Below are 13,511 nucleotides of genomic sequence, written 5' to 3' on the forward strand. Positions count from 1 at the left end.
CGATACGGTTGCGGCGATGCTGGCGCTCGATGAATTTGTGCGGCAGGCGATTTCGATGGTCTATTTACTAAACCGGACGTATATGCCTTACTATAAGTGGATGTTCCGGGGAATGGAAAACTTTCAGATTCTGCCGGAGGTGGCGGAAAAAATCCGGGAGCTTTCGGTGATGGGAGATACGAGCGAGATGTGGAAGCCGCCGTTTCCCCCGGGATGGAATCCTTATGTAAACCAGTTAGATCCGCGTGTGGGTCGGATCGAGGAAATCTGTCAGGCGGTAGTTGGGGAACTGCGAAAACAGGGACTGACTGATAGCCGGGATGCATTTCTGGAAGCGCATACGTGGGAGATCATGAAACGGATTCAGGATCCGGAGCTGAAAAAATGTCATGTGATGGAAGGATAAGCCGCGGATAGACACATCAAAATGGGAACGCGCATGGACTGTAACTGAAAGAAAAGATGCAGGAAATTGATTTGGAAGGGATCTGGCAAGCAAAAGGGAGGACAGCGTATGACGAAACAGGAGAAAATAGAGAAACTGATTCAGATGGAGTGGGAAGATTTTCAGAAAGTCAATAACGAGGGCGGACGTGCTTCTTGTCAGGACGATCCGGAGACATTTTTTATCATGCGACGAAGCCATTTTGCACCGTGGACAGAGGAACTCATCGACTGCGTGCAGGCGGATATGGACCGCGCCCATGAGCAGGGGCGCAATCTGGTAATGGAGAAATATGCGTGGATGATGGCGAGCACCGCACCAGAGCAGTTTAAGAAACTGCATCATTTTCTGATTGATCCGACGCTGGCGGGCGAACAGTGGAGTGATGCGATCGTGAAACAGCAGCTTGCCTGGATGGAAGAGTACCAGGCGAAATATCCGGTGCTGGCGTCTGGAAACCGGCTTCTCTACAGTTCTGAAGATACGCCGTATGATACTTCCTTCCAGACGTACCTGCTTGGAGAACTGCGGACTTACTCGGACAGCACTCTGCATACGTACTGGCAGTTTATCAATGAACTGAAAAAGGAAGGAAAGAGTCTGGCACTTATGACGATGGAGGCGGAAGTGAAGGCATATGAATATGAGGGGCTGGATGCGGCGGAGAAGGCGCTCTCTAAATAAAAATTAGAAGGATGCATATTTGAAAATTTATGGCAATGATTTCGAAAAAGTGAATGTATAATAGCTATATACAACCGTTGCATTTACGATAAGGCAACAAAGTGCCCATATAAGAAGCACGGAAACTGCTTCTGGATTGTGATGCCTCACCGGACGACTTACGTCGGCACGGTGCTTCCCAATCCCATACATTCGAATTTTTCGATGGCATTGGATTTTCTTTCTTTCAGAAAGAAACTTCTCAGAGCGGGATTTCCATTGCCTGCGGATGCAGCTTCTGTGTAAAGCTCTTTGCTCCTCGGAGCGGATTACTGTGCAGAAGTTAACAACAGGCAGGTGCGGGTGCATCGCCTTCTGTAAGAAACGGTGCTGTGCAATCTGTGAAAAACTGTGAGGTATTGAGACGAAAGGAGCAGCAGAAATGAAAAAAATGAATATTCCTGTTGGGGTTTCAGACTTTGAAGAAATTCGTAAAAACGGGTATTACTACATCGATAAATCGGAGCTGGTCAGAGAGCTGCTCAGTAGAACAGGAACAAAAGTGACACTGATTACCCGTCCTCGGCGCTTTGGAAAGACGCTCGGCATGAGTATGCTGGAAAGCTTTTTCGATATCCGAAAGGACAGCAGAGCGTTATTTGAAGGGCTAGAGATTTCGGAAAACCAGGCGCTGTGCGATGCGTGGATGAACCAGTATCCGACGATTTTTGTTTCGTTTCGACAGGTAGATGGTCTTAACTTCACCGGAGCGTACGACATGCTCACATGGGTTATCTCAGAACTATATAAAGAGCATCACTATCTGCTGGACAGCGACAGTATCGGCACCAGTGATAAGGAGATCGCGAAACAGCTGGAATGGGGACAGGCTTCCATGAAGGACATGAAAGGAAGCTTAATGTTGCTTACCAGGATGATGCAGCGGCATTATGGAAAGCCTATCATTCTTCTTATAGATGAGTACGATGTTCCTGTCGCGAAAGCGAACAACAACGGTTACTATAATGAAATGCTCGATGTTATGAAGGGATTGATGCAGGCTCTGAAAGACAATCCGGCACTTCGTTTTGCTGTCGTGACAGGCTGCTTAAAGATCGCGAAAGAGAGCATCTTTACGGGAACCAATAATTTCGTATCGGATACGATCACAAATTCTCGTCTCAACGAGTATTTCGGCTTCGTACAGAGCGAGGTTGATGAACTGCTGAAAGCTGCTGACGTGACAGAACAGGCAGAGAACATGAAGAAATGGTATGATGGCTACCATTTCGGAGATTTTGATGTCTACTGTCCGTGGGATGTCATGAATTATATGCTGGAGCTTCAGCATAATCCGAAGGCAAAGCCGATCAGCTACTGGAAAAACACAAGTGACAATGCCATTATCCGTTCCTTTATCGATTATGCGGGCAGTACGATCACAAAGAAGCTGGAGACACTGATGGCGGGCGGCTGCATCGTCCAGCGTGTGGATGAAAACCTGACCTATGATTATCTCCATTCATCAGAAGATAACCTCTGGAGTACATTGTATCTGACGGGATACTTAACACGGGCGCGGGAAGAGGATTATATGGGTGAAGTTCCAGACGGTATGGTAGCCCTCATGATTCCGAATGCAGAAATTAACGAGATTTTCGAAACAACGGTCATCAAATGGTTTGATGACAGCGCGAAGAAGTGGAATCGAAATGCGCTGTTTGATGCCGTCTTTAGTGGTGACAGTGAAGGTATTAACAGGGAGATGAATGCCCTGCTCCGGCGCACCATCAGTTATCATGACTATCGGGAGGACTTCTACCACGCATTTCTCGCGGGCATTTTTACAGGCGCTGGATATATGGTGGACTCCAATAAGGAGCATGGAGAAGGGCGAAGCGATGTGGTCGTTTATGATCCCATCAATGCGCGCGTTGCGATCTTCGAAGCGAAGTACACAAAGACCCTGGGAAACCTGGAGAAGGATTGCGATACGGCTTTGCAGCAGATCGATGATCGGATGTATGCAAAGGAATATGAGGATGACTACGATCAGATTTTCTGCTACGGTATCTCGTTTTTCAAGAAACGCTGCATGGTAAAGGAAAAAGGTTAATTTCTTTAAAAATACGTATCTGAAAAACAGATCACCCTTTAAACCAATATCCGTTTGTGAGATAATAAGATTATAAGAAAAACAAAATACTCAAAAAAGGAGAGATGAATATGAAGATAAGAAAGAAACTAATCGCATCTGCAATGATTGTAGCCATGATGATGGGCACAGCAACGACTGCACTCGCTGGTCAGTGGCAGCAGAATTCAAAAGGCTGGTGGTGGCAGGAGGATAATGGCGCTTACCCGAAGTCACAGTGGCAGTGGATCGATGGCAATAAGGATGGCATTGCAGAATGCTATTACTTTGATGGCAGCGGCTATATGCTTTCAAATACCACGACCCCGGATGGATATGTAGTAAACGGTGATGGGGCATGGACGGAAGGAGGAGCAGTAAAGACGAAGAACGTAAGCACAGAACCCGTGACGGAAAATACGTCAAACGACACGGTCACAAATTCACAGGCTCCGGCAACCGATGTCTATAGTGGAACCTATGCATACAATATTGGCACTTACTCGTTTTCCATGAAGATCGTGTATGACCCGGCAACCAAGACGCTGACAGATACCGAGTGGCTTCCGGGATTTGGCGGAGTCACGGATACGTACCATTATGCAGGTGTGAATGAGATGGGCTACACCGTGTTTGAATGCACAAGTTCGAATAAAACCGCCATCAGTGGTGATTCATATATTTATTTCTCAGCACCTGGTGTAATGGTCGTAGAGACTGAGAATGGCTATGAGAACGTAAAGAAGCAGTAAAAAGGAGAAATCGATGAAGTTGCGAAAGAAGTTAATCGCATTATCTGCGCTTACATTATCACTCATCATGGTTGTTCCGGTGTTTGCGGATAACCCGGTCGGATGGCAAAAGAATGAAACAGGATGGTGGTACGGAACAAATGCCGCAGGAACAACCTGGTATCACGATGGCTGGAAGTGGATTGATGGAAACAAGGATGGATTTTCAGAGTGCTACTATTTCACTCCGAACGGATACATCGTGACAAATGGGAAGACTCCGGATGGATATGATGTAAATGCCGATGGTCAGTGGACCATAAATGGTGTCGTACAGACCATAGGTGCTGCGGCAGCACAGGCTGCCGGTACAGCAAATACCAATAGACCATCGTCAAAGGAGATCATTAATTATCTGTATCGGGGAAGAAGCGCAGAAGTAAGGAATAGACTGATCGGAGAATTAATTGACACTTCAAAACCGGAGTGGAACAATGGTGTCACTAACATTTACATGATTGATGCCGTTGGCGCTCGTTGGACCCGTGTGCATGGTGGTTGGTACTTTTTAGGCTATGATAACACAGATGTAGAGGCGATTGCGCTGAATGATGAAGGCTATCTTCTTGCAGATACCGTGACCCCGGATGGATATTATGTAAATAAGCGGGGCGTACTCGAAATTGACGGCCGTGAAGTAACGCACTGTGAAGAATGCATATACATTGCAAGCAGCATCGATGTTCCGGATAAAAATCATGTGGATTTAAGTAAATATAACGATTGGGAAATCGGCATCGGTCATTGTTGGTCAATGACAGCATATCCGTTTGGAAAACTCGTATATAACCATGTTACTGGAATGGATAGAGAACAGGGTGGCATCGGATCCAACATTTTAAGCCATAATGATTTCGGCGTTTGCGCGGTATGGGATGCAGAAAACTCTTATAAGCACACGAAAAAATAAATAGATTTTAAAGCGGCAGGAGAAAATCCTGCTGCTTTTTTATGCTGATAGAAAAACACCGGATTTTCACGAGATAAAGAAAGGTACGTATGAATTTCACCAAAAACACGATTTACACAACATATAATAAATGGAAAATAAATTTACATATTTCACAGAAGAAACACTTAAGAAGCTTTATGGTTTGATGTAAAAGATTATCCCGACTTTTTTGATATATTTTCACAGAAAAACGGAGTATTCTGCCAGAATTCCGGATAATCATAAAGTCGGGATAAGTGGTGTGAGAGGACGGGAGCTAATCACTCTCTCCTACTCGATTATCAGCACATTCTTTGTTTCCAATTTTTACGAAAACCGCCGAACCACCCGCATCACCTGTTCCACCGTATCGCTCAGATTCTTCCGGGCGGATGCCGGTTCCATTGCTTCTTCCAGCGAACAGATGGAGCGGAGAATTGGGAAAAAGGCGTCGATTCCGGCATCGTTACACTGGATGGCATCTGGGGTGACGCAGCCGGAGAAGGCGAAGACGGGCTTGCCGTATTTTTTAGCCAGTCTGGCGACGGCGATGGGGGCTTTTCCCATAGCAGTCTGTCCGTCGAGACGACCCTCACCGGTGATGACGATATCGCTGTCCCGGATGAACGATTCCAGAGAAGTTTCTTCCAGCACGATCGAGGCGCCCGGTTCCAGGACGGCGTTCATATAGCTTAAAAAGGCAAATCCGAGACCTCCGGCGGCACCCGTGCCGGGAACCGTTGGATCGGCGTGTGGAAATTGCCGGGCGGTGAGGACGGCGTATGCCTGCATCCAGCGATCCATGTTTACGATATCCTCCCTGGAAGCGCCTTTTTGCGGACCATAGACGGCACTGCAGCCATTTGGACCGCAGAGCGGATTGGTGACATCACAGGCGATCCGGAAGCTGCACGCGGGCAGTTCGGGAAGAACGGAGCCGGTACGGATGGAAGAAAGCTCTGACAGTCCGGCGGCACCCGGGGAGACGGGCGTTCCGTCTTCTTTGAGAAATTGATATCCCAGCGCGGAGAGCATGCCGAGTCCGCCGTCGTTGGTGGCGCTGCCGCCGATGCCGATCAGGAAACGCCGGCAGCCTTGGCGGATGGCGTCAAGGATCAGTTCTCCGACGCCGTAGGTGGTAGTGCGGAGTGGATTGCGTTCCGTAGCAGCCAGGAGCGGAAGTCCGGAGGCAGCAGCCATCTCGATCACCGCAAGCGGTTCGCCCTGTCCCGGTGAGGTGAGAATCCCGTAGTCGGCTTGAAGGGGGCGTCCGAGCGGATCGGAGACGGAAATGGTGCGGATCCTGCCGCCCAGTCCTTCCGTCAGGGCATCCACGGTTCCCTCGCCGCCATCTGCCAGAGGGCGCACGAAGACTTCTGCCTCGGGATAGACGCGGAGAATGCCGTCTTTGGCGGCGTTTCCGGCTTCCATCGAGGTCAGACTTCCTTTCAGGGAATCGATTGCAACCGTAATTTTCATATGAAGGTCCTCCTTTTTGATATTTTGGATCCGATTCATTGTTACTTTCAGATGGAAATTGAAACTTTTCTTGACAGCTATGCTTCTTTTTATTATAATACTATTGGACACTGGATACAATATTGGATGCTCCATTTTAAGAAACAAATTTGGCATTTATCTCATGTTTGAGATAGCCAGACGAGCGACAGGAGGTACCGATATGAGTAACTTAACAATCAGACCAATCAACACTGGTTTCGTGACGATGATTCCGAAACAGTATCTTTACCACCATTCTACGGTGGCATATTATCCCGATGCTTCCGATCGGGAGGAAGAATACCCAGTTTTTACGTATCTGGTAGAGGGCGGAGACAAACTGCTGCTTGTGGATACGGGCATGGCATACACAGAGCGCGCCGATAAATACCACCATCATGGATCATACCAGCCGGAGGGCATGGCGATCGCGGATCAACTTGCAAAGATCGGATATAAACCGGAGGATATTGATATTGTAGTGTTTACCCATCTGCACTGGGATCATTGCTTCTATATGGAAAAATTCACGAATGCGAAATTTTATGTAAACAAGAAGGAATACGAATTTGCGATGGATCCAATCCCGCTCTATTACAAATCATACGAGGCGCCGCAGCTTGGCATTACCCGCCCATTTGAGGGAATCAAGATGGAACTGCTAGAAGGCGAGGCAGAGATCATGCCGGGCGTGCGCGTATTTGAGACGCCGGGACATTCCATCGGACATCAGTCGGTTGAGATCGACACGGCAGCGGGCAGATATATTTGCTGCGGTGATGCAATTTTCATTATGGATAATACGAAACCGATCGAAGAGATTCATTATGATATTACGCCTCCGAACCGGTTTTCAGATATTGTCTCCGCCTGGAAGAGCATCGAGCTTATCAAAGCCCGGGCAGAGAGTCTGGATAAGATTCTGACCTGCCATGACCGCGAGATGTTAGATCGGGTTTCGAAAACACCGATCCTTGGTCTTTAAGACGAAAGGCAGGTGAAAGAAGAAGTTCGTGAGACTTCGAGAAAATGGCAGTGGTTGGGGTAATTGCAAGCTGTGACACGAAATATCATGAAGTACAGTTTGTACAGAAAAAAATAAAAATGAGCGGAAACAGTCCGCTAATACTCGATGTCAGCACGGGACCGCATATTCCGATGCGCGCAGATGTCAGCCGGGAGGAGATTCTGGCAGTGGGTGGTTATACCTGGGAGCAGGTGCACGCGATGGACAAGAGCGGCGCGATCGCAGCGATGACGGAGAGTATTTCCAAGATGCTGTTAAAACTCGTCGAGGAGAAAAAGATTGACGGCGTGATGGGAATGGGCGGACTGCAGAATACGGTCATGTGTTCTGCGGCGCTGCGCCTGCTTCCGATCGGATTTCCGAAGATTATCTGTTCCACGATCGCCAGCGGATACCGGTATTTTGACACGGTTGTGGGCGACAAAGATATCATGGTGGTTCCGTCGATCGTTGATTTTGCCGGTATGAACCCCGTTAATGAGGCTGTGTTGGGAAATACAGTCAGCGCCCTGATTGGCATGGTGACATATGGGGGAAAACGGATCGATACACATGGGGAAAAATATATCGCGACAACGCTTATGGGGATCACAAATGATACTGTAATGCGGGCGTCCGACGAGCTGACGGCGCTCGGCAGGAAGATGATCAGCTTCCATTCGACTGGAATCGGTGGCCGGGTGATGGAGTCGATGATCCGCGAGGGCGTTATTTCGGCCGTTATGGATCTCTCCCTGCATGAGATGACGGCGGAATATCTGGGCGATTACGGATACAGCAAGGGCGCGGATAACCGCCTGTGTGCGGCGGCGGAGATGGGAATCCCGGCGCTGATCTGCCCGGGCGGCATTGATTTTGCATGTCTGAGGAAAGAGGAACTTTTAAAAGATGAGGAAGAGCGGGGGTACGTATGGCATAATCAGGATTTAACACATACGCGCCTGTATGAGAGTGAAATTCTGGATATTACACACACGATCGTGGAACGATTGAATCGTTCCAAGGGAAAAACGGAGGTCATTCTTCCGATGGGAGGACTGCGGACAATGAGTTATCCGGGTGAATTTTTCTATAAACCGGAGACAATGCAGAAGATGCGTCAGATTTTCGAGGCGGATCTGAAGCCGGAGATTGTGTTTAAAGCGTATGATCTGAATTTCTGTGATCCTGAATTTGCGGATATCTGTGCACAGGAGATGGAAGCGCTGCTGGATGCATCAGAGGGCAGCAGAAAGGAGAGCGCATGAAATATCAGGAATACAAAGAGCTGAGCGATGCGATGGAACAGGCGGCGCACAAATTTTATCAGCTCCGCTATCAGATGAGCAACGGCGGAAATCTGAGTATGCGTGTGCCAGGGCATGACTGGATGCTTGTGAAGGCGACGGATGTGGCGTTTGACGAGGTGTGCGCGGACACAATTGTTGTGACGGATTTTGACGGAAACTTGATTGAGGGAAATCGGAAACCATCCAAAGAAGCTCTTTTGCACGGTGCGATCTACCGGGAGATTCCGGAGGTGTGCGCGATCATGCACTGCCATTCCCCATATGCGACTGCGTGGGCGGATAAGCATGAAGCGCTTGATTTTTCGACGCATCATTCGGAAATGAAGCTGGGCGGAAATGTGCCGGTGTTTGACACCCATTCGTATGCCGTTCCGAAGGAATATTTCCCGATGATTCTGGAAGAGTTCCGGAAAAATAAGGAGATGAATGCGTTCCTTCTGCGCGGTCACGGTCAGGTGACGGTGGCAGGGACGATGCGCGGGGCAGCTTATCTGGCGGAACTTGTCGAGGAGACGGCGCAGATTTCGCTGCTGGCGGGGAGATAAGAAAAGCAGAAAAAAGTAATAGGCGGTGAACGCAGAGAGACAGGAACTGCGCTCATCGCCTTTTGTAATTATACGGCTGTCGATGCTTGGTAGGTGTTTTGTCTTTAAGAAAAATTGGCTTGGCGTCCAACACATTCGACAACATCCTTCAGATGACCGTAGATTGCCTGTTTGGTGGCGTCGATATCGCGATTTTTCAGTCCCTGGATGATCTTTGCATGCTCGGACAGAGTATCGTTGATGCGTCCCTCCAGAGAGTAGTAGATGGATTTGAAGGAATCACATTTATTCCAAAGTCCCTGCAGGATCTCAACGGTGTCGTCGCAGCCGGAGAGCTCACAGATCTGGGTGTGAAACTGGCGGTCCAGCTGCATAAATTCCTTCGAATTATTGGAAAAATCGAGCATTTTTAAACTAATCTCTTCCAATTGGCGGATATCGTCATCACTTGCCCTGATACAGGTTCTGGCGGCGCAGTACTGCTCCATCAGGATACGGATGTCGTAGATTTCCGTCAGACGTTCCTTGGAGAGCTGGAACACGACTGCCCCACAGTGCGGTTTCGTGATCAAAAGTCCCTCTGCTTCCAGACGTTTGATTGCGTCGCGGACCGGGGTGCGGCTGACGCCAAGTGTTTTGGTGAGGCGTTCCTGGGCGATATGTTCGCCTGGCTTAAACTCACCTTGAATAATTGCATTTTTGACCCAGAGATAGACTGAGTCGGAAACGGTTGTATATTGAATAATTGGTTGTGTCTGATCCATAAACCATGGCTCCTTTTACATTTCTTTATGGTTATTATAACCGAAAAGAAAAGGAATAGCAATGAAATTGGATAATGTATCCAATCTGAAACTAAAATATTGTTTAAACTGTACAGAATGACGTTTATATCAGAAAGTTTATTGACAAAACAGACAGGTGGTGTTAGAGTAATAGTATCAAATTGTATCCAATATCCGGTGTCCAACGGAAAAGTGAAACAAAAAAGAAACGCAGAACGTGAAAAAGAGAAAAAGAAAGGAAGAAGGAACATGAGGAGAAGAAGATTTGTGGCATTAGGTTTAGCAGCGATAATGGCAATGACGGCAATGACAGGATGCGGTGGAAGTTCATCCGCGAAAACAGACAGTACAACAGGCGGCGAAAAAAAACAGGCAGAGGCAACCAGCGGAAAAGAAAAGATTACACTTCGAATTGGCTCCGGACATTCGGAATCCAATCCATGGATCACAGCGCTGGAAGATTATTTTGTAAAAAATGTATCGGAGAGAGTCAGTGAAGAGACAAATTACGAGATCGACTGGGTTAAATCCTACGGCGGTTCTGTTATCTCCCTAGGAAATGAGCTGCAGGGCGTGCAGGATGGTCTGGTCGATATCGGATGTACGATTCTGGTGTTTGAGGCATCCAGACTTCCGTTACAGGATATGGTTTACAGTATGCCGTTCTCCTGCTCCGATCCGCTGATTGTGGCAGAGACGATCAAACAGATGTATGAGAAATATCCGGAGTTCACTTCGATTTATGAAGACAGCTACAACCAGAAGTTCGTCGGAATTGGCGTATCGGATCCATATGGATTCTTTAGCACGAAAGAAGTTAAATCTCTGGAAGATGTAAACGGAATGAAGATCGGCGCGGCAGGCATTAACCTCTCCTGGATCGAGGGCTCTGGTGCAGTCGGTGTCCAGACTTCCTTAAATGATACCTATCAGAACTTACAGACGAATGTATGCCAGGCGACAATTCAGCCGACCCATTCCTGTGTCAACTTAAAGGTATATGAGGTGGCGCCGTATTATCTGGATGCAAACTTCAACGTAGTTCCGTTCAATGCAATTACTGTCAATATGGATACCTGGAACGACCTGCCGGAGGATGTACAGAATATCATTTCCGAGGTTGGCGAGGGCTATCTGGACTATGAGTCCGAGTATATCAATACGATTCACGAAGAAGATATCAAGGCACTGGAAGAGCAGGGCTGTACTGTTACAACTCTGAGCCGTGAGGAGCAGGAAAAATGGGCTGCAAGTCTTCCAGATGTTGTCAATGGTCTGGTAAAGAGCCTTGACGACGCTGGATACAATGGTTCCGAGATCGTGGAAGATTACTATGAGATTCTGGAATCCAAGGGCGTAGAGAGAGTACGCGACTGGAAGATCAGCGAGTAAGAAAACTGAAGGGAGCGGCTTGTCGCAGAGGAGAGTGTGAGCCGTGTGAAGAGTGCATCGGGACATACAGCGAGGGTATGTCCCGACGTGTTCAGAAAGACAGAGAAGGAACAGACAGAAGAGAGAAAAGGTGGGATGATATGTCAGTCCTTAGAAAATTAGATCGGTGTCTGGAACGTTTTTTGAGTATTATGGATGGAATTGCAGCGATCTCTGTATTTGGAATCATGCTTCTGATTACAGCGGACGTTCTAAGCCGATTGATATTAAATAAACCGTTCGCGGGAACGGCGGAAATTGTCAGCAGCATTATTATTATCGTATGTTTTCTGGAGATTCCGTATGTAGCAGTTAAGGGAGCCCATGTCCGGACAACTATGCTGTATGATAAGGTCGGTGTAAAGGGAAAACATGTGATCGATATTGTGGCAGCGCTGATTGGCGTTTTGGTGTATGCATTTATTATCCGGGCAAGCTGGGGAAATCTGTTAAATGCAATTTCGATTCATGAAGCGGAGATAGCCGGATCGGTCCGTATCACAACGGTTCCGGGGCGTTTTTCCATTATATTCGGTTCTGTGCTGATGATTTTGGAATTTATCAACCAGATTATAAAGTATACGTATGAATTAGTCACAGGAAAGAGCTTTGCAGAAGGGGGGAAGGCAGAATGAGTACAGGAGCAGTAGCAGCACTTTCATTGATTCTTTTGCTGGCGCTGATTTTCTTTGGTGTTCATCTGAGCACATCCCTGATGTTTACCAGTGTGCTTAGCGTATTCCTTTTCACGGGACGTTTTTCAACAGCGATGAACGTGCTAAGCCAGTCGGCATGGGGCGCGGTCCGGCAGTATATGTTCGGCGTTATTCCGCTGTTTGTCTTGATGGGACTTCTGGCGAACTTATCCGGCGCCAGCCAGGATTTGTATGATTCTGCCAGCCTTTTATTAAAGAAAGTCCGGGGCGGCGTCGGAATCGCGACGGTTATCGCCAATGCGATTTTCGCAGCTATCACAGGTGTTACGGTTGCGTCAGCGGCTGTTTTTACGAAAATTGCACTTCCGCAGATGCTTCGTCTGAAATATAACCGTAAGATCGCGCTGGGAACGATTTCTGGTTCTGCGATTTTAGGCATGTTGATTCCTCCGAGTCTTCTGATGATTGTCTACGGCTCGCAGGCGGACGTATCGATCGGCAAGTTGTTTGTGGCGGCGGTTATGCCGGGTATTCTGATGACGATCGCATTCATCATCGTCATTTTGACGGTCGCACATATCAAACCGGATTATATTCCGGAGGTAGAGGAGCTGACTGAGTATGAAAAAGAAAATTTCTGGAAAATTGTGCTGCGTCCGTGGCCGATTGTTCTTCTGATTATCATCTCCCTTGGAGGTATCTGGTGTGGATTCTTCACTCCGACGGAAGCAGGCGGAGTCGGTGCGTTCGGCGCTTTCCTGATTGTGATTTTCCGGAAGCGATTCAACCGCAAGGAGTTCTGGGAGACGCTTTTATCGGCAGGTTCAACCTCCGGCAGCGTTCTGATTCTTTTGGTATCGGCATCCACATATTCCAAGACGTTGTCCATGTGCGGTGTCATCAATGTACTCCGGGATCTGGTAGAAGGTTTCAGCATCCCGCCGATCGGAATCGTTTTATTATTTATCCTGATTCTGATGGTATTGGGATGTATCCTGGATTCTACTTCGATTCTGCTTTTAACGACGCCTCTGATGTGCCCGATTATGGCAGATTTAGGCTATGACTTAGTATGGTTCGGTCTGGTTATGATCATTGCGATTGAAACCGGTATGATTACGCCTCCGTTTGGCATGAACGTATTTACCGTTAAATCGTCCCTGTACGGAATGGATGGCATGGAGGGAATCACAGTCAACGAGATTTTCGCCGGTTCGATGTGGTTCTTGGCAGCGATCATTATTGTCGATTTGATTTGTATTTTCATTCCGCAGATTGTATTATTCCTGCCGAATGCGATGTAATAGGAAAGGA

At 47.7% G+C, this 13,511-nt stretch carries 13 protein-coding genes (1 of these 13 running past the window's edge); 11 read left to right on the forward strand and 2 right to left on the reverse strand.

The annotated features are described in order from the left end of the window. From QVO97_RS08875 to QVO97_RS08895, 5 genes are all read left to right on the forward strand, one after another. Positions 1-406: part of a DUF4037 domain-containing protein coding region (locus tag QVO97_RS08875; protein ID WP_288189482.1), annotated on the forward strand (this coding region is incomplete at its 5' end). The annotated region extends 497 nt beyond the left edge of the window; the window shows 406 of its 903 annotated nt. Positions 407-514: 108 nt separating this feature from the next. Continuing rightward, complete coding sequence (locus tag QVO97_RS08880) at positions 515-1,129, forward strand: DUF4125 family protein (RefSeq protein ID WP_022359978.1); 615 nt, start codon at positions 515-517, stop codon at positions 1,127-1,129. Positions 1,130-1,550: 421 nt separating this feature from the next. Then, entirely contained in the window at positions 1,551-3,224 is a 1,674-nt protein-coding gene (locus QVO97_RS08885) for an AAA family ATPase (protein WP_022359979.1), read from the forward strand. A 110-nt stretch (positions 3,225-3,334) separates the two neighbouring features. Beyond that, complete coding sequence (locus tag QVO97_RS08890; RefSeq protein ID WP_022359980.1) at positions 3,335-3,994, forward strand: hypothetical protein; 660 nt, start codon at positions 3,335-3,337, stop codon at positions 3,992-3,994. Positions 3,995-4,007: 13 nt separating this feature from the next. Then, positions 4,008-4,943 carry a hypothetical protein gene (locus QVO97_RS08895; RefSeq protein WP_022359981.1) on the forward strand — a complete coding sequence of 312 codons (936 nt, stop codon included), beginning with the start codon at positions 4,008-4,010 and terminating at the stop codon, positions 4,941-4,943. A 348-nt stretch (positions 4,944-5,291) separates the two neighbouring features. Here QVO97_RS08895 and QVO97_RS08900 read toward each other — a convergent pair whose 3' ends face one another. Further along, entirely contained in the window at positions 5,292-6,443 is a 1,152-nt protein-coding gene (locus QVO97_RS08900; RefSeq protein ID WP_022359982.1) for a glycerate kinase family protein, read from the reverse strand. A gap of 202 nt (positions 6,444-6,645) precedes the next feature. On the opposite strand from QVO97_RS08900, the gene QVO97_RS08905 reads away from it, so the two are divergent. The 3 genes from QVO97_RS08905 to QVO97_RS08915 are packed head-to-tail and all read left to right on the forward strand — an operon-like array spanning position 6,646 to position 9,325. Further along, positions 6,646-7,449: an N-acyl homoserine lactonase family protein gene (locus tag QVO97_RS08905; RefSeq protein WP_022359983.1), complete on the forward strand. Its 804-nt coding sequence runs from the start codon at positions 6,646-6,648 to the stop codon at positions 7,447-7,449. A gap of 44 nt (positions 7,450-7,493) precedes the next feature. Continuing rightward, a complete protein-coding gene (locus tag QVO97_RS08910; protein ID WP_022359984.1) occupies positions 7,494-8,738 on the forward strand; it encodes a Tm-1-like ATP-binding domain-containing protein in 1,245 nt (414 codons plus the stop codon). Beyond that, a complete protein-coding gene (locus tag QVO97_RS08915) occupies positions 8,735-9,325 on the forward strand; it encodes a class II aldolase/adducin family protein (RefSeq protein WP_022359985.1) in 591 nt (196 codons plus the stop codon). The genes QVO97_RS08910 and QVO97_RS08915 overlap by 4 nt, the downstream gene beginning before the upstream one ends. Before the next feature lie 104 nt (positions 9,326-9,429). Here QVO97_RS08915 and QVO97_RS08920 read toward each other — a convergent pair whose 3' ends face one another. Further along, positions 9,430-10,089, reverse strand: coding sequence for a GntR family transcriptional regulator (locus QVO97_RS08920; RefSeq protein ID WP_022359986.1), 660 nt, complete (start codon positions 10,087-10,089; stop codon positions 9,430-9,432). Between the two features lie 288 nt (positions 10,090-10,377). On the opposite strand from QVO97_RS08920, the gene QVO97_RS08925 reads away from it, so the two are divergent. From QVO97_RS08925 to QVO97_RS08935, 3 genes are all read left to right on the forward strand, one after another. Then, the gene (locus QVO97_RS08925) at positions 10,378-11,502 is read left to right on the forward strand and encodes a C4-dicarboxylate TRAP transporter substrate-binding protein (protein ID WP_022359987.1); all 1,125 of its coding nucleotides are present in this window, start codon (positions 10,378-10,380) and stop codon (positions 11,500-11,502) included. A gap of 140 nt (positions 11,503-11,642) precedes the next feature. Then, the gene (locus tag QVO97_RS08930) at positions 11,643-12,176 is read left to right on the forward strand and encodes a TRAP transporter small permease (RefSeq protein ID WP_022359988.1); all 534 of its coding nucleotides are present in this window, start codon (positions 11,643-11,645) and stop codon (positions 12,174-12,176) included. Further along, positions 12,173-13,501 carry a TRAP transporter large permease gene (locus QVO97_RS08935; protein WP_022359989.1) on the forward strand — a complete coding sequence of 443 codons (1,329 nt, stop codon included), beginning with the start codon at positions 12,173-12,175 and terminating at the stop codon, positions 13,499-13,501. The genes QVO97_RS08930 and QVO97_RS08935 overlap by 4 nt, the downstream gene beginning before the upstream one ends. Positions 13,502-13,511: the final 10 nt, after the last annotated feature.

This window comes from Clostridium sp. CAG:43, assembly GCF_000434655.1.
In the GTDB taxonomy this organism is placed as follows: domain Bacteria; phylum Bacillota; class Clostridia; order Lachnospirales; family Lachnospiraceae; genus Otoolea; species Otoolea fessa.